Raw genomic sequence first — 15516 nt, 5'->3', positions numbered from 1 at the left:
GCCCTGGCGCGGGTGGCGGCCCTGGCGGCGGTGGTGGCCCTGGCGGTGGTGGCCCTGGCGGTGGTGGCCCCGGCGGTGGTGGCCCTGGCGGTGGTGGCCCCGGCGGTGGTGGCCCCGGCGGTGGTGGCCCTGGCGGTGGTGGCCCCGGCGGTGGTGGCCCCGGCGGTGGCGGTGGGCCTGGCGGCGGCGGACCCGGCCGCTGATGCGAAGCAACTTGAATGCAGCGGATCGTTTGCATTCTCTCCAACTGCCTCGGAAGCCGATCATGCGCCCTGCCGATTCCGACACGAGGCCCGATGCGCCAAGCTGGTTGTATTCAGTTAGTGTTCGTCCAGACTTCCCGCAACCGTACTGCCTCACAGTCACTCAGCGAGCGCTCAAACGTTCGGTGGACATCGTGGGAGCGTCGGCGCCATGCGCGCCGCCATGCGCCGCCGATTCAACACCAGTGGCACGATCCCGATTGCGATGCCTCCCATGCCCACGACGTTAGTCACCGCATCGAACGTGGGTATGCTGTACAGCGCAATGAAGAACAGGAAGACGCCGCTGGCCGCCGGCCACCACACGTGGGTGATGGCGGCCCCGCCGGCGGCGGCCAGCGCGCGGAAGTGCCAGGCGCAGGCCAGGCCCGTGAGGCCGAGGTAGAAACAGATCTGGAAGCCGATCGCGGTGATCGAGTCCTGCAGAATCACGTTGATCGTAGGCAGGTACGAGGACACAAACAGCAGAACCAGCCCGGCCGCCCAGATGATCAAGATCGCGATGTGCGGCGTGTGCCAGCGGCGATGCAGGCGCGAGTAACGCGGGTGCAGAGCACCGTCGCGGGCCTTGGCAAACAGCGTGCGCGTGAACTGCAGCATCTGCGTCTCCACCGTCCCCACCGTGCTCAGCAGCACTGCGATGATCGCAACGTAGCCCCAGGTCTTGCCGAACAGCTTCTCGGCGATCGCGAAGATGATATTGGTGTTGAAGTGCTGGATCTCGGCGTCGCTGAGGCCCAGCAGCGTGATCGTGATGAACACCAGGAAGAACGCCATCAGGAACACCATCGCCCAGAACGCCGCGCGGCCCGGGGTGCGGTTCGGGTCCTTGGTCTCCTCACTAAGGTTGAGCGTCACGTCCCAGCCGTAGTAGAAGAAGATCGCCACCAGGGCGCCGTTGGCAAAGAGCTTGGGCGAGAACTCCAGCGGCGAGAACCAGCGCCACGAGAACGGGTGCGACGGCGCCTTCGGAAAGACGACGAACGCCGCGACGATGATTGCCAGCAGGATCACGGCCTCGATCATCGTCATCGCCACCTGCACATAGCTGGTGAGCTTGATGCCTTTGACAACAACCGCGCTCACTGCGGTGAGCCACAGCGCCGCGAGCAAAGTGACCCAATGGACGTTGTTCATCAGCGCGGGAGCGAAGATCAGCAGCGTCGCGTTGGCGGCCGGAATCATTGCCGACACCATGAACACGCAGCACAGCACCAGCAGCGCCCACCCGGCGAAGAAGCCCAGCGTCCGGCCGAAAACCATGCCGACCCAGGTGTAGCAAGTGCCTGCGCTGGCCAGCGCGCGGTTCATCTGGATGAACGCGAACGCGACCCCGAACATGATGAGCCCGCACGCCAGCACACTCGCCGGCGACAGTACGCCCGCGGTCGCGATGATCGTCGATGTGGTGATCTCGATGCTGTAGGCCGGCGCTGTGCCGGCGACACCCATGATGACCGACTCGGTCATGCCAAGCGAGTTGGCTTGCAGTTTCGCGGACTCGTGCATGGGTCCGGTTTTAAGTCGGGCGCGCCGCCTTTGCAACGTGACGAACCGACATAAGGCCCTGCCCAGACACCAGCGCGGCTCCCGCGCTCGGCGAGCAGACCGAGGGGCTGCAGCTACTCGATCTTCAGCGTACGGCTGGTGCTCCCCTGCCACTTGGGCAGCGTGAGGCGCAGTACCCCGTCCTCAAGCTTGGCGACTGCGGTGCCAGGGTTAAACGACACGTGTGTTCAGGCCGGTTCCGAGATTTCGCACGGCGCTTCGGCCGCGGGAGCCCTCTTGGGTTCCTTGACTGCAAGATCGGCCAGCGCCACGATGCCCACCAAACGCTTGTCGCGATTCACGATGAGCAGCCGCCTGATCTGATGCTCGCTCATGATGGCCACAGCGTGCTTGATCGGCTCGTCTTCATACGTCCACCGGATGCCATCGGACATCACATCGCGTACTTTGGTGTCGCCACCACGACCGTCGGCCACGGCTCGCACGGCAATATCGCGGTCAGAAATGGAGCCGATCATCCGATCGTTCTCGCCAACCGCCATCATGCCGAAGTTGCCGTCGCGCATACGTCGCGCGGCCTCGGCAACCGTCGCGTCCGGACTGATCACTTGTACGCTCCGGCTCATCACATCCTTGACTAAGTGCATGAAAAGCTCCTTGTAGGTCCGGAAGGCCATGCGGCAATGCCCAACTGGTCCTGGCGTGTCCATGCGCGCCCACAACATTGTGTAAGCACTTGCCGCCTCGCCCCCTGTAGGACGCCGTCCACGAACGACGTGATCGCCTTCTTCGCTAGGTCCAGGCTCCGGAGGCCGGAGCCTACCTACACTGCTGGGGTGCGTCACCCTACAGACTGCTCGCAGCTCGACGGGTTCACTGAGACATGCCCGAATTTCCACCTGTGGGAGACCACCATGCCCGAGAAGCTTGGGGCCTCACGCCACCTGAAAAGGAGAATGCTGTGAAACGTCGCAAGTTACTCATCATCAGTGCAGCGTTGACCTCGTTGCTGGCCGGCGGCGCATATGCGCAGGACAAGGCCGCACAGCAGGCCGAGGTCAAGGCGAAGGCCATGCAGGCACTCCAGGACTTCTACAAGTCCGACCCCGAGATCAAGAACGCGGTAAGCAAGGCGGCCGGCTACGCTGTGTTCACTACCTACGGTTTGAGCTTCGGCCTTGGCGGCGCAGGCGGCAAGGGCATAGCGCACGACAGCAAATCCAAGAAGGACACTTATATGTCCATCGCGCAGGCGAGTGCGGGCCTGCAGATCGGGGCGTCCGATACACGCTATCTCTTCATTTTCAAGGACGCCAAGTCGCTGGCCGATTTCATCGACAAAGGCTGGGATGCCTCTGTCGGCGCGGGCGCCGGCGCAGGCACCGGCAAGGACGATGCGAATGTCAAGGCGGGTGCCATTGCCTTCACAGGTGGCAATGCGTATGTGCTGACCAAAGCCGGCCTTCAGGCGGGAGTCGCCCTAGGAGGCTCGAAGGTCTGGAAGGACAAGGAACTGAACTAGGGGCGGCATGAATTGCGCCGTCAGCGGGTGATACACGGCGCGGTGGTTCTGTGGGACCCTCTCGCGCTGCCTTGTTGCCGCTTTTCGTCCTCTACATCCACCGGTTCCAAATCGTCAGCGAGGAGCACGCGCTGTCCTCGCTGTTTGGGACCGAGTACGCCGCCTACCAGCAGTCGGTGCGGCGCTGGCTGTGAGATGCTGAGGACGGCCAAAACCTGTCCGCAAAGTCATCGTCGAGAGACGGGACCGCTCCCTGGCTTTGGCCGGCTCCGCGATGGTCAAGTCCGGCATTGAGAGTTACGCAGCCCGCCGCTTTCTTGCAGCCGCTTGCCCTGCAGCGCCTCCCATAGAGTCTGCTCAGGTCTTCGCTGTCTTCTTCGGCGCCCTGCTCGCGGCCTGCAAGGCCGCTGCCTGCGCGGCGTGCTTTTCTCCACGCGAGATCCTGTGGGCCTTTCCGGCCTTGGCCACTTTGGGCTGCTTTTTTTCCTTGGGCTTCTCTTTGGCCTGGGGGTGGTGCGTCCTCACCAGCTTGTCGATTGCCTTCGCCCTCGGTTGCTGAGCTTGCGTTTGTCGCTTCGCGCGCTCCTCCTTGAGCAGGCGGCGCTCCTCGGCCAGTGTCTGTTCGGCTTCGGACGGCTCATGGTCTACTCCCAGCGAGTGGACGCGGTCCATCGTCGCCTTGTGAAGCATCGCGCCGTTTTTCGCGATGCGGTGGGTCAGCGATGCGATGCGAATGGGCATGTTTCGATCCTCATGGTAAGTGAAAGACCAATGTAGGCCGCCCTGTGCATCCTGCCAATATTTGTGTGGGCCTCGACCCGCCCTTCTCCGCCCCGCCCTGCTCACTATTCTGGCGGCGTTAAGGCACCGCGGCGGGCCGATTCCTCATGGAATCAACGACTTGCGCGCGCCGCCGTCAAAGTTTGGCCCCGCAGCCCTCAGGGTAAGCCCGTATTTGTCGGAAATTGACAGGGAAGTGTCGACAACGGATTTGGTGGGGATTGACTCGTTTTTTCATCATCAGGCGTGGCATGCGAAGCCCGCGCAGCTTCGCGAACCTAAGCCACATCCACCACTCCGCACCATTGGAACAAGCCATGTCCGAGAAGAAACGAACGATCGCATCCATCGTCGCCCTGGCGCTTGCCACCGGCATGGCCGCCGCGCAGGCGCAGGACAGCCTGCCCTTCCCGCCGAAGAAGTCGGGAAGCATTGCCGGGCCCACGACCCAGGCATCGGTCTACAAGCCGCTACCCCAGCCCCAGCGGCTGCCAAAGGACGCGCCCAACGTGTTGATCATCATGCTGGACGACGTCGGGCCGGCCCTGGCCGATACCTACGGCGGCGACATCCATACGCCGACGCTGTCGCGCGTCGCGCAGAGCGGCATCTCATACAACCGGTTCCACAACGCCGCCATGTGCTCGCCCACGCGCGCGGCGCTGCTCACCGGTCGCAACCAGCACCGCGTGGGCTTCGGCCAGATCGCGGAACTGGCGAACGACTGGGATGGCTACTCGGGCCGCCTCCCGCCGACGGCCGCATCGGCCGCGAAGGTGATGGGCTACTACGGCTACAAGACGGCCGCCTTCGGCAAATGGCACAACACGCCGGCCGAAGAGACCACCCAGCAGGGCCCCTTCGATCTCTGGCCGACCGGTCGCCTCGTGGGCTTCGACTATTTCTACGGCTTCCTGGCGGGCGAGTCCTCGCAGTGGGAGCCGGCCGTGGTCGAGAACACCGTGCGCATCCCGGCGCCGCACCGCGAGGGCTATCACTTCACCACGGACATGGCGGACAAGGCGGTGACCTGGATCCGCCAGCATCAGGCGATCGACCCCGGTTCGCCCTTCTTCATGTACTGGGCGCCCGGCGCGTCGCATGGGCCGCACCACATCTTCAAGGAGTGGGCCGACAAGTACAAAGGCAAATTCGACGAGGGCTGGGACGTGATGCGCGAACGCGTCTTCGCCAAACAGAAGGAACTGGGCTGGATTCCGCCGAACACCCAGCTCACGCCCCGCCCCGCGACGCTGCCGGCGTGGGAAGACATCCCCGAGCACGAGAAGCCGTTCCAGCGGCGGCTGATGGAGGTGTTCGCCGGCATGACGGAGCACGCCGACACGCAGGCAGGGCGCCTCATCGACGAACTCGAGCGCCTCGGCATTCGCGACAACACGTTGATCTTCTACGTGCTGGGTGACAACGGCTCGTCAGCCGAAGGCCAGAACGGCACCATCAGCGAGCTGCTGGCGCAGAACGGCATCCCGACGCTCGTCAAGGACCACATCCGCACCATGAACGAACTGGGCGGGCTCGACGTGCTGGGCAGCAACAAGACCGACAACATGTACCACGCCGGCTGGGCCTGGGCCGGCAGCACGCCGCACCAGGCGACCAAGCTGGTGGCTTCGCATTTCGGCGGCACGCGCACGCCGCTGGCCGTGTCCTGGCCGAAGGCCATCCATCCGGACGCGACCGTGCGCACGCAGTTCCACCATGTCAACGACATCGTGCCGACGATCTACGACGTGACCGGCATCAAGCCGCCCAAGCTGGTGGACGGCGTGACGCAGGAGCCGATGGACGGCATCAGCATGCGCTACACCTTTGCCGATGCGAAGGCGCCGGAGCACAAGAAGAGCCAGTATTTCGAGGTCATGGGCAGTCGCGCCATCTACAAGGACGGCTGGATGGCATCCGCCTTCGGGCCCCGCACACCCTGGGTGCCAGGCATTCCGAAGAGCATTGCGACCTGGTCGCCGGAACAGGACACGTGGGAACTCTATGACCTGCGCACGGACTACTCGCAGGCGGTCGACCTGGCCTCGAAGAATCCGAAGAAACTCGAAGAGATGAAGAAGGCCTTCGACGTGGAGGCCGAGGCGAACCACGTGTTCCCGGTCGGCGGCGGCCTGTGGTCGATCCTCCAGCCTCAATACGCGCCGCGCAACCCCGCCAACGAATTCCACTACACGCAGGACGTGGTGGGCGTGCCGGAGTTCGCCGGGCCGAAGATCGGCGCCCGCAGCAACGTGGTGAGCATGGAAGTCGAGCTCAAGCCCGATTCCTCCGGCGTGCTGTACGCGCTGGGTGCCTTCTCCGGTGGCCTCGCACTGTGGGTTGACAAGGGCAGGCTCAGCTACGAGTACAACCTGTTCGAGGTGCAGCGCACGCGCATCGAGACCAAGGAGCCGCTGCCCACAGGCAAGGTGAAGATCGAGGTCGAGTCACGCCTTTCCGAGCAGCGACGTGCCGCGCCGATGGAGGTCGTCATCCGCGTGAACGGCCAGGAAGTGGCCAAGGGCCGCGTGCCGGTGACCGCCGCGCTGGCATTCACCGCTAACGACGCCTTCGACATCGGCATGGACAGCTACTCGCCGGTTTCGCTCGCCTACTTCGAGCGTGCGCCCTTCAGGTTCAACGGGAAGATCGACAACGTGGTGATCCGCTACCTCAAGGAACAATCATGAGCTGCACCGCCCCCTGAGGGCATGGCGGCCTCGTCGGACACGTCGACCCGAGCGGCGTCCAGATCGCACACCACCAGATCCGCGCCCTCCTTGGCGAAAGCCATTGCGGTGGCGCGCCGATGCCGGAGGCCGCCCCGGTTACAAGCCCCGCAGAATTCGGATACCCATGGTGACGGTCCGCCTCAGTTGAAGGCCGTGATGTCGATCGGCTCGATGTCGGCCGACTTGCAGTACGCCAGGTAGCGCTCGACCCCGGACTTCCAGTTCTCGATGGCCAGCACCTGGTCGTTCTCGCCCAGGAAAATCAGGTCGCCGACAACGATGTTCAGTGTGACCAGTTCGCCGCCGTTCTCGACGACCTGCGGGGTGTGGCTGGAGCCCGCCGTCTCGAACACGACGCTGCCGGGGCCGGCGATCCAGTCGTGCTCCAGGTACTTCCAGCTGCCCTTGACCGTGTAGACGATGACCGTGCCGGAGTGGTGATGCCTGGGCAATTGCGCGCCGGCCGGCGCCTTGAGCAGGGTGATGGTCTCGCCGCGGATCGGGTCACACTTGAAGTACTTGAGCATGACCTCGTTGCTGTAGGGTGCGAACGGAACCCAGGGGATGGATTCGTCGTCGATGACTGCGGTGTGGATGGTTTCGTAGAGCATGGTTGTTTCCAGTGGTGGGGAGTGGCCGATATGGCTAGGATCGCCACTCGTCAGGTGTTTCGAATGGCATGTCGATGATCCGGAACGATGTGTTCCCGAGCCGATTCAGTTGTCGACACCTGCCAGTCAATTTCCGACAAATGGGGACTAACCCTGAGGCTCGAGGAGGCCAAGCATGACGGTGTCACCCAAGCGGGCGCCGGCGCGGTACTTCGCGTTGCTGCTCGGTGCGCTGGGAGTGCAAGGCGTGGACACTTCGCGCCTGCTGGCGCTGGCCCGCCTCGATGCCGAACGCTTCGAACGCGCGGACGGCATGCTGGCGCCGGGCGAGATCGAGGCCTTCATCACCGCCGCCTATCACCTGACCGGGCGCACCGATCTCGGCTTCGAGCTGGGACGCCTCATCAAGGTCAATTCGCACGACCAGCTCGGCTACGGCATGCTGAGCTGCCGTGATCTCGATCACCTGCTGAGGCTGTCCAGCCGTTATTACCACTTCATCCTGGAACTGTTCACGATGCGCTACCGACGCTGGCCGGAGCGTGGCGAGGCCGTGTTCAGCCCGGTGACCGCGATGCCGCTTCGTACCATGCACTTCGCCCTGGAGGCGATTGCGATCTCCGTGCAAAGCCAATTCGGGATGCTGCTGGGCAAGGAAGCGACCGCCTTCGATTTCTACATGGGCATGTCGCCCCCACCGCACCACGCGCGCTATCTCGAGCTACTGCCGGCGCGCTTTCATTTCGATGATCGGGCCTTGCCCGGCATCACGATACGCATGGACGCAAGGCTGCTCGAAATACCGCTGCCAATGGCCGCGTCCCCGGTGGTCGAGCAGGTAGAAGCACGCCTCCAGACCTTGCAGCGCCGGCCGATCCTCCAGGCGGGCTGGGGCGACTACATCACCATGCTGCTGCGCGAGGCAAAGGGGCAGCAGGTCACGCTGGACGACATCGCGCGGCGCATGAACATCTCGGCGCGGACCATCGATCGCAACCTCAAGAAGGAAGACTTGCGGTTCCGTGACTTGTCGCAACAGGTGCGCTTCGAACGCGCGCGCGGACTCCTGACGCAGCCCGGCACCACCGTGTCGCGAGTGGCCGAGGAGTTGGGCTTCAGCGACGCCGCGAACTTCAGCCGCGCCTTCCGACGCCACTGCGGGCTGAACCCGAGCGAATTCCAGGCGGATACGTCATCGTCGCCGGAGGATTAGGCGCCGCCGTCAACCGGACCGTTCGGCCTCTGCGCTTGCCCCGGGCAATTGCATCAGCGCCTGTCCCATGCGGATGCGGATACCGGTGGCGACGCCCTCTGCCAGCGCAAAGCCCTTGGGCGCGAACACGATGATGGTCGAGCCGTGCTCGAACCAGCCCATCTCCTGGCCCTTGCGGTAGGCGGCATCGCACCCCATGCGCGTCGGGCCGCGCCATCCCAGATGCAGCAGCGCATCGAGGCAATGCAGGCGCAGGCTCGCCACCAGGATGGCTGCCACCGGCACCAGCGCGATGTAGTGGCCACCCGCGTGCAGGCGCGCATGCAGTACCGCACGCTCATTGCGGCAGAACAGCCGTTCGACCCGCTTGAGCGCGATCGGATTGACGTTCCAGGTGTCGCCCGAGAAATAGCGCACCCGCTCCACGGTGCAGTCGTGCGGCGCGTGGAAGCGGTGGTACATGCTCGAGGTCAGCCGCAGCGTGACGAAGCTGCCATCGCGAAAGCGTTCCGCCTCCTGCGCGTCGCCGAACAGCTCGACCATCGAATACGGAAAGCCCTTGGCCTGGAACACTTCGACGCCGGCCACCGCCCCGCAGGCGCCAACAATGGCATCGCAAGGGCTCGCGAGCACGTCGCTCCTGGCGTCGATGGGGCGCACGCCCTCCTTCAACTCGCGCGTGAAGCAGTCGTGCATGCTGGCAAAGCGTGTCTTCTTCGCTTCGCTCAGGTCGAGTTCGGTGAACAGGCGCCAGACGCCGATCGAGACTTGGCGCACCAGCGGGTTGCGGATCTTGCTGAACCAGCCCATGAAGCGGGTCAGCGCGATGCGCGGCACCCGGTTGGTCAACAGGAAGTTCAGGTCCTCTTGCTGAAGGAAGGAATCGCGTGCTTGTCGGAGTGCTTTCATGAGCGCGTCAAGAAGTTGGGATAGACCGGAGGTGTTGCCCATTCGTTGCAGAAAAGAGTTCATGAACCCATCCTTTCTCCTGTCGTCCGTCGCGCTCGCCGTGCTCGCTGCCACCGCGCTCCCGGCCTGGCGCCGGCTCGAGCTTTCGCGGGCCAAGCACCCGTCCCTGACCGGCCACTCGCGCATGGCCAAGCGGGTGGCGGCGCAGTTGCCCGGCTATGCCTACGACGACCAGCGCTTCTTCGATTCCGACGGTGCGCCGGACGAGGTGGTGGCCCGGCGCCGGGCCGGCTTCGAGGCGCTGTCGCACTTGCTGCGCACGCGCCATGCGCTGTCGATCGCGGCCACGCGGCAGGCGCGTCCTGCCCTGTCCGACCTGCAGTTCACCAGCAGCTACCGGGTCCCGTTCCAGTACAGCCCGCATGTGCGCGAACACCTGCCGGTAGGCGCCTTCGTGCAGTCGGCCAGTGGCGTCACCGTGCAGGACCTGGACGGACAGGACTTCTACGATCTCACCGGGTCCTATGGCGTGAACCTGCTGGGCGTCGACTTCTACCGGGAATGCATCGCGGAGGGCAGCCGGCTTGCCGAGCCGCTCGGTCCGGTGCTCGGCGCCTACCACCCCTGCGTGCTCGAGAACGTGCAGCGGCTGCGCGCGATCTCGGGCCTGGACGAGGTGTCCTTCCACATGTCGGGCACAGAGGCCGTGATGCAGGCTGTGCGGCTGGCGCGCTATCACACCCGGCGCTCGCATCTCGTGCGCTTCTCCGGCGCCTACCACGGGTGGTGGGAGGACGTGCAGCCGGGCGTGGGCAACCCGCTGCCGCCGCACGAGACCTACACCCTGCGCGAGATGGACGAGCGCTCGCTGCGCGTCCTGCGCAAGCGCAAGGACATCGCCTGCGTGCTGGTGAACCCGCTGCAGGCGCTGCATCCCAACGCGGGTGCGCCGGGGGATTCGTCGCTGATCGACAGCAGCCGGAGCGCGGGCTTCGACCGCGTCGCCTATACGGAATGGCTGCACGAACTGCGCCGCGTGTGCACCGAGCGCGGCATCGTGCTGATCCTCGATGAGATCTTCGTCGGCTTCCGGCTCGCACGCGGCGGCGCACGGGAGTACTTCGGCGTGCAGGCCGACATGGTGACCTATGGCAAGACGCTCGGCGGCGGCCTGCCGGTCGGCGTGGTGTGCGGCCGCGCCGCGCTGATGAAGCGCTACCGCGAGGAACGACCGGCCGACATCTGCTTTGCGCGCGGCACCTTCAACGCCCACCCCTATGTGATGGGCGCGATGAACGCCTTCCTGCGGCGCATGGAGACGCCGCAGGTGCGCGGGCTCTACGACGACCTGGACGAACTCTGGAACGCCCGGGCACGCGATCTCAACGAACGGCTCGCGCAGGCCGGCATGCCGGTGCGCGTGGCCAACCTGTCGTCGATCTGGACCGTTCTGTACACCGTGCCCGCGCGCTACAACTGGCTCCTGCAGTACTACCTGCGCGCCCAGGGACTGGCCCTGAGCTGGGTGGGCAGCGGCCGGCTGATCTTCAGCCTCAACTACAGCGACGCCGACTTCGAGCAGGTCGCGCGGCGCTTCGTGGCAGCGGCCCGCGCCATGCACCAGGACGGCTGGTGGTGGCACGACGCCGCGCTGACCAACAAGGCGATCAAGCGCGGCATCCTGCGCGAGATGCTCGCGCAGCGGTTCGGCCTGTGAGTGGGCCTGTGAGCGCACTCAGGCGTGCCGCTCGGCCCCGCCCATGGGGTCGATCAGCTCGCCGCGAAGCAGGTGCAGCGGTGCCCGGTGATAGAGCTTGATGTCGTGAAACGGGTCGGTGAGGATCTTGACCATCCATGCGAGGCCGGTCTTCACATCCTGCAGCAGGAACAGGTGGAAGGTGCGGAACAGCAGGCCACCCGCTCCCAGCACCAGCCAGGCCAGCCCCACCTGGCGCACGAAGCCTTCGAAGCCGCTGGTGGGCTCCATCAGGCCGAACAGGGTGCGGTCCCACCACAGCACCACCGGCGCCGCGGCCCACAGCGCCATCAGCACCATCTTGCGCTGGAGGTTGTAGCCCACCTTGATCTCTTCCTTGTGTTCGTGCGTGGCCTGGTTGACCTCGTCGTAGCCCTTGGGCTCGAAGAAGAAATGCCCGGCCTGGCGGCTGGTCATCGACACGCCCCAGCCGAGCAGCGCCGCCACCACCGGATCGATGAACAGCAGCACGTAGGCGATCACGAAGCTGATCGCGCTCACCAGATGCAGCGACTGGTTGATGCGACTGTGGTGGTAGTAGCGATGGTCATCCCAGCGCTGGATCTGCAGGGTGCGCAAAAAGTCGTTCACGGGCTCTCCTTTGACCTGAAGTGGACGCGGCTCCGGGACCCCGGGATTGCGCTGCGCGTGACGGCATCGTGACCGGCGCACGTGAATTCTTGGTGACGATGCATGAACCGTCATCGCGCTGTTGCAATTGGCCTCCAGCATCCCGGCCATGAGCTCATCGCTGGGTCCTATCGTGGTCGAGCACATGCCGCCCATCCGGCGCTCGCTACGCATCGCGTTGGTCACCGAGACCTATCCGCCTGAAGTCAACGGCGTCGCCCTCACGCTGCAACGCGTGGTGGAGGGCCTGCGCGCGCTGCAGCACGATATCCAGCTGGTCCGACCGCGCCAGGCGGACGGCGACCTGGCCAGGCGCGTGGACCGCCTGGACGAGATCCTGGTGCGCGGTGTGCCGATCCCGCGCTACCCCGAGATGAAGATGGGCATGCCGGCCAACAAGGCGCTGGCCCGGCTATGGAGTCGCCAGCGCCCGGACCTGGTCTACATCGCCACCGAGGGGCCGCTGGGTTGGTCGGCGTTGCAGGTCGCGCGCAAGCTGAAGCTGCCGGTTTGCTCCGACTTCCGCACCAATTTCCACGTCTACAGCCGGCACTACGGCATCGGCTGGCTGTACCGGCCCATCATGAGCTACCTGCGCAAGTTCCACAACCGCACGGCTTTCACGATGGTGCCCAGCGAGAGCCTGCGCCAGCACTTGCGCGATCACGGCTTCGAGCGCCTGGTGCTGGTCACGCGCGGGGTCGACACCGAGCAGTTCAGCCCGGTGCGGCGCAGCGAGGCACTGCGCTCGCAATGGGGCGTCGCGCCCGAAACGCCGGTGGCTCTGTTCGTCGGCCGCCTGGCGACCGAGAAGAACCTGGACGCACTGGGCAATGCCTTCCTCGCGATGCGGCAGCAGAACCCGGACACGCGCCTGGTGGTGGTGGGCGAAGGCCCGGCAGCGCAGCAACTGGCCGCCCTGGTGCCGGACGCCATCTTTGCCGGCACGCGCCGCGGCGAAGAGCTGGGCACCTACTACGCCTCCAGCGACCTGTTCGTGTTTCCCAGCATGACCGAGACCTTCGGCAACGTCACCCTGGAGGCCATGGCGAGTGGTCTCGCCGTGCTGGCCTATGACCACGCGAGCGCTGGCCAGATGATCCTCAGCGGCAGCAACGGCCTGCTGGCTCCCCTGGGCGACGAGGAGGCGTTCGTGCGGCTGGCACGCGAGCTGGTGGCCGGCGGACCCGACACTGCCCGGCGCATGGGTCAGCGCGCGCGCGAGAGCACACGCGAGGTCGGGTGGGATCGCATCGTCACGCAGGTCGAGCAGGTGCTCTACGCCACCCTGGCGACCGTCGAGGCGCCACGTGCGGACGATGCGCGCGGCCGGTCCATGGCCGGCGCGGCCTGAAAAGGATCGCCTCGCCCCAGGTCATTGCAAGGTCGTGAGCTGGCTGTCCGGGCTCGGACCGAGCCGGCGTTCGATGCCGTACTCGCGCCAGATCAGGAGCGCGATGGCGGCCGCCACCAGCAACCCCAGGCCCCACATCAGCGGCACGATCGGCACGTCCAGCGCGATCAGCGCGGCATAGCCGGCCAGCATCATCAGGACGCTGAGGTTCTCGTTGAAGCCTTGCACCGCGATCGAACGACCGGCGCTCAGCAAGGTGTAGCCGCGGTGCTGCAGCAGCGCATTGAGCGGCACCACCAGGACACCGCCCACCGCACCGACCAGTGCGAGCAACGGAACGGCCAGCCAGAGCGAATCGGCAGAGGCCACCAGCGGCATGCACAGGCCCAGCAACACGCCGGCTGGCAGCACCCGCTTGGCATGGCCCAGGGCCACGTGCCGTCCGGCCAGTCCGGCGCCCGCGACGACCCCCAACGCCACCGCCACCTGCAGGTAGGCGGCTCGCTCCAGCGTGAGACCCAGGATGTCGGTGGCCCATTTGAGAACCGCGAACTGCAAGGTCGCCCCCACGCCCCAGAAGATGCTGGTGACGGCCAGTGACAGCCCACCATCGCGGTCGCGCCACAGCGTGCGGGCGGCGGCACGGAACTCGTGCAACAGGGCCAGCGCGCGCAGCCGGGTCGGCGCATAGCGCGCGCCGCTGTCGGGCACCCGCGCGTTCATGAAGGCCGCCAACAGGTACGCCCCCAGCAAGACGGCCATCGACAGCTCCAGGCTGCTGTTGGCCAACGGGGCCAGCCACTGGCGCAGCGCCACGCCGGCCGCCGAGGCACGCAACACGTCCGCCACCAGCAGTCCGCCCAGCACCGTGCCCAGCAGCGCAGCGCAGACCACCGAGACCTCGATCCAGCCATTGGCCGCCACCAGGTTGCGCGGCCCCACCATTTCAGTGACCAGTCCGTACTTGGCCGGCGCATAGGAGGCGGCGCCGAAACCCACGACCGCAAAAGCCACCAACGGGTTGACGCCCACCATGAGCAGCACGACGCCGAGCAGCTTGACCACGTTCATCGCCGTCATGAGCCGGGCCTTGGGCATCGCGTCGGCCAGCGGCCCGATGGCTGGCGCCAGCAACACATAGGACAGCGTGAAGGAGAACTTGAGCAACGGCGCCCACCACAGCGGCGAGCCGCGCTCCTGCAGCAAGCCGATGGCGACGATCAACAGCGCGTTGTCCGCCAGCGCGGAGAGCGCCTGGCCTGCGATCAGCAAGTAGAAGCCTCGCGGCATTCAGCGGGTGCGGCCCGGCGCCATGTCGTCATGCATGGGCGCCGATGGTCGCCCGGCGTCATGACGCCTGCGTGAAACTGGCATTGCCTTACGAAGACATTGCGCGGTTGAGGGACAGCGCTGCACACTACGCGGGGCGTGCCTCGGCCCACGACGCCGGGTCCACGCGTGCCGACCCGCTTCCCATCCACTTCCAAGGTGCCAGCCATGTCCGATCTGTTTGAAAACCCGATGGGCCTGATGGGCTTCGAGTTCGTCGAATTCGCCTCTCCCACGCCCGACACGCTGGAGCCCTTCTTCGAGAAACTCGGGTTCGAGCTGGTGGCAAAGCACCGCTCGAAGGACGTAGTGCTCTATCGCCAGGGCGACATCAACTTCATCGTCAATCGCGAGCCCCACAGCCCGGCGGCCTACTTCGCCGCCGAGCACGGCCCCTCGGCCTGCGGGATGGCGTTTCGCGTCAGGGATTCGCACAAGGCCTATGCACGGGCACTCGAACTCGGCGCCCAACCGATCGAGATCGCAACCGGTCCGATGGAACTGCGGCTGCCGGCCATCAAGGGGATCGGCGGTGCACCGCTCTACCTGATCGATCGATTCGAGGACGGCAAGTCGATCTACGACATCGACTTCGAATTCGTCGAAGGTGTCGATCGCCATCCGGCCGGCCATGGACTGAAGGTGATCGACCACCTGACCCACAACGTCTATCGCGGCCGCATGGCGTTCTGGGCCAACTACTACGAGAAGCTGTTCAACTTCCGCGAGATTCGCTACTTCGACATCCAGGGCGAATACACCGGCCTCACGTCCAAGGCGCTGACCGCGCCGGACGGCAAGATCCGCATCCCGCTGAACGAGGAGTCGAAGAAGGGCTCCGGCCAGATCGAAGAGTATCTGATGAAGTTCAATGGCGAGGGCATCCAGCACATCGCACTGCTCAG

General features: G+C 65.5%; 14 protein-coding genes. 7 read left to right on the top strand and 7 right to left on the bottom strand.

Features of this window, described 5'->3' with window-relative positions:
* The coding region (locus AC1D3B_RS35720) for a hypothetical protein (RefSeq protein WP_478195394.1) at positions 1 to 324 on the top strand (324 nt) is incomplete at its 5' end.
* 53 nt (positions 325 to 377) lie between these two features.
* On the opposite strand, the gene AC1D3B_RS35715 is transcribed toward AC1D3B_RS35720, so the two are convergent.
* A complete protein-coding gene (locus AC1D3B_RS35715; protein WP_478195393.1) occupies positions 378 to 1772 on the bottom strand; it encodes an APC family permease in 1395 nt (464 codons plus the stop codon).
* 227 nt (positions 1773 to 1999) lie between these two features.
* On the bottom strand, positions 2000 to 2419 hold the full coding sequence (locus tag AC1D3B_RS35710) for a CBS domain-containing protein (RefSeq protein WP_478195392.1): 420 nt from the start codon (positions 2417 to 2419) through the stop codon (positions 2000 to 2002).
* 236 nt (positions 2420 to 2655) lie between these two features.
* On the opposite strand from AC1D3B_RS35710, the gene AC1D3B_RS35705 reads away from it, so the two are divergent.
* Positions 2656 to 3294 (top strand): lipid-binding SYLF domain-containing protein, encoded by a 639-nt coding sequence (locus AC1D3B_RS35705; protein WP_478195391.1) that lies wholly within the window; start codon positions 2656 to 2658, stop codon positions 3292 to 3294.
* Positions 3295 to 3651: 357 nt separating this feature from the next.
* Here AC1D3B_RS35705 and AC1D3B_RS35700 read toward each other — a convergent pair whose 3' ends face one another.
* On the bottom strand, positions 3652 to 4035 hold the full coding sequence (locus tag AC1D3B_RS35700; RefSeq protein ID WP_478195390.1) for a hypothetical protein: 384 nt from the start codon (positions 4033 to 4035) through the stop codon (positions 3652 to 3654).
* 356 nt (positions 4036 to 4391) lie between these two features.
* Here AC1D3B_RS35700 and AC1D3B_RS35695 point away from each other — a divergent pair, with 356 nt between their 5' ends.
* Positions 4392 to 6767, top strand: a complete 2376-nt coding sequence (locus AC1D3B_RS35695; RefSeq protein WP_478195389.1) for an arylsulfatase — start codon at positions 4392 to 4394, stop codon at positions 6765 to 6767.
* A 182-nt stretch (positions 6768 to 6949) separates the two neighbouring features.
* On the opposite strand, the gene AC1D3B_RS35690 is transcribed toward AC1D3B_RS35695, so the two are convergent.
* Complete coding sequence (locus AC1D3B_RS35690; RefSeq protein ID WP_478195388.1) at positions 6950 to 7420, bottom strand: 2,4'-dihydroxyacetophenone dioxygenase family protein; 471 nt, start codon at positions 7418 to 7420, stop codon at positions 6950 to 6952.
* Between the two features lie 175 nt (positions 7421 to 7595).
* Here AC1D3B_RS35690 and AC1D3B_RS35685 point away from each other — a divergent pair, with 175 nt between their 5' ends.
* A complete protein-coding gene (locus tag AC1D3B_RS35685) occupies positions 7596 to 8633 on the top strand; it encodes a helix-turn-helix domain-containing protein (protein WP_478195387.1) in 1038 nt (345 codons plus the stop codon).
* A gap of 9 nt (positions 8634 to 8642) precedes the next feature.
* On the opposite strand, the gene asd is transcribed toward AC1D3B_RS35685, so the two are convergent.
* Positions 8643 to 9605, bottom strand: a complete 963-nt coding sequence (gene asd, locus AC1D3B_RS35680; RefSeq protein WP_478195386.1) for an archaetidylserine decarboxylase — start codon at positions 9603 to 9605, stop codon at positions 8643 to 8645.
* Here asd and AC1D3B_RS35675 point away from each other — a divergent pair.
* Entirely contained in the window at positions 9604 to 11259 is a 1656-nt protein-coding gene (locus tag AC1D3B_RS35675; RefSeq protein ID WP_478195385.1) for an aminotransferase class III-fold pyridoxal phosphate-dependent enzyme, read from the top strand. The genes asd and AC1D3B_RS35675 overlap by 2 nt on opposite strands.
* A gap of 18 nt (positions 11260 to 11277) precedes the next feature.
* On the opposite strand, the gene AC1D3B_RS35670 is transcribed toward AC1D3B_RS35675, so the two are convergent.
* Complete coding sequence (locus AC1D3B_RS35670; protein ID WP_478195384.1) at positions 11278 to 11889, bottom strand: hypothetical protein; 612 nt, start codon at positions 11887 to 11889, stop codon at positions 11278 to 11280.
* Positions 11890 to 12037: 148 nt separating this feature from the next.
* On the opposite strand from AC1D3B_RS35670, the gene AC1D3B_RS35665 reads away from it, so the two are divergent.
* Entirely contained in the window at positions 12038 to 13282 is a 1245-nt protein-coding gene (locus tag AC1D3B_RS35665) for a glycosyltransferase family 4 protein (RefSeq protein WP_478195383.1), read from the top strand.
* Between the two features lie 21 nt (positions 13283 to 13303).
* On the opposite strand, the gene lplT is transcribed toward AC1D3B_RS35665, so the two are convergent.
* Positions 13304 to 14572, bottom strand: coding sequence for a lysophospholipid transporter LplT (lplT, locus tag AC1D3B_RS35660; protein ID WP_478195382.1), 1269 nt, complete (start codon positions 14570 to 14572; stop codon positions 13304 to 13306).
* Between the two features lie 207 nt (positions 14573 to 14779).
* Between lplT and AC1D3B_RS35655 the strand changes: the two genes are divergently transcribed.
* Positions 14780 to 15516, top strand: a 737-nt coding sequence (locus AC1D3B_RS35655) for a 4-hydroxyphenylpyruvate dioxygenase family protein (RefSeq protein ID WP_478195381.1), incomplete at its 3' end; no start/stop codon positions are given.

The organism is Variovorax sp. P5_A3 (assembly GCF_056400665.1).
The sequence above is the reverse complement of the archived record's forward strand: the minus strand, read 5'-3'. Positions and strand labels throughout refer to the sequence as shown.

What these genes read in the sequence shown, in the direction of transcription:
- AC1D3B_RS35715 (WP_478195393.1), bottom strand. Translation starts at nt 1,772, where the DNA reads ATGCACGAGTCCGCGAAACTGCAAGCCAACTCGCTTGGCATGACCGAG.
- AC1D3B_RS35710 (WP_478195392.1), bottom strand. Translation starts at nt 2,419, where the DNA reads ATGCACTTAGTCAAGGATGTGATGAGCCGGAGCGTACAAGTGATCAGT.
- AC1D3B_RS35705 (WP_478195391.1), top strand. Translation starts at nt 2,656, where the DNA reads ATGCCCGAATTTCCACCTGTGGGAGACCACCATGCCCGAGAAGCTTGG.
- AC1D3B_RS35700 (WP_478195390.1), bottom strand. Translation starts at nt 4,035, where the DNA reads ATGCCCATTCGCATCGCATCGCTGACCCACCGCATCGCGAAAAACGGC.
- AC1D3B_RS35695 (WP_478195389.1), top strand. Translation starts at nt 4,392, where the DNA reads ATGTCCGAGAAGAAACGAACGATCGCATCCATCGTCGCCCTGGCGCTT.
- AC1D3B_RS35690 (WP_478195388.1), bottom strand. Translation starts at nt 7,420, where the DNA reads ATGCTCTACGAAACCATCCACACCGCAGTCATCGACGACGAATCCATC.
- AC1D3B_RS35685 (WP_478195387.1), top strand. Translation starts at nt 7,596, where the DNA reads ATGACGGTGTCACCCAAGCGGGCGCCGGCGCGGTACTTCGCGTTGCTG.
- AC1D3B_RS35675 (WP_478195385.1), top strand. Translation starts at nt 9,604, where the DNA reads ATGAACCCATCCTTTCTCCTGTCGTCCGTCGCGCTCGCCGTGCTCGCT.
- asd (WP_478195386.1), bottom strand. Translation starts at nt 9,605, where the DNA reads ATGAACTCTTTTCTGCAACGAATGGGCAACACCTCCGGTCTATCCCAA.
- AC1D3B_RS35665 (WP_478195383.1), top strand. Translation starts at nt 12,038, where the DNA reads ATGAGCTCATCGCTGGGTCCTATCGTGGTCGAGCACATGCCGCCCATC.
- lplT (WP_478195382.1), bottom strand. Translation starts at nt 14,572, where the DNA reads ATGCCGCGAGGCTTCTACTTGCTGATCGCAGGCCAGGCGCTCTCCGCG.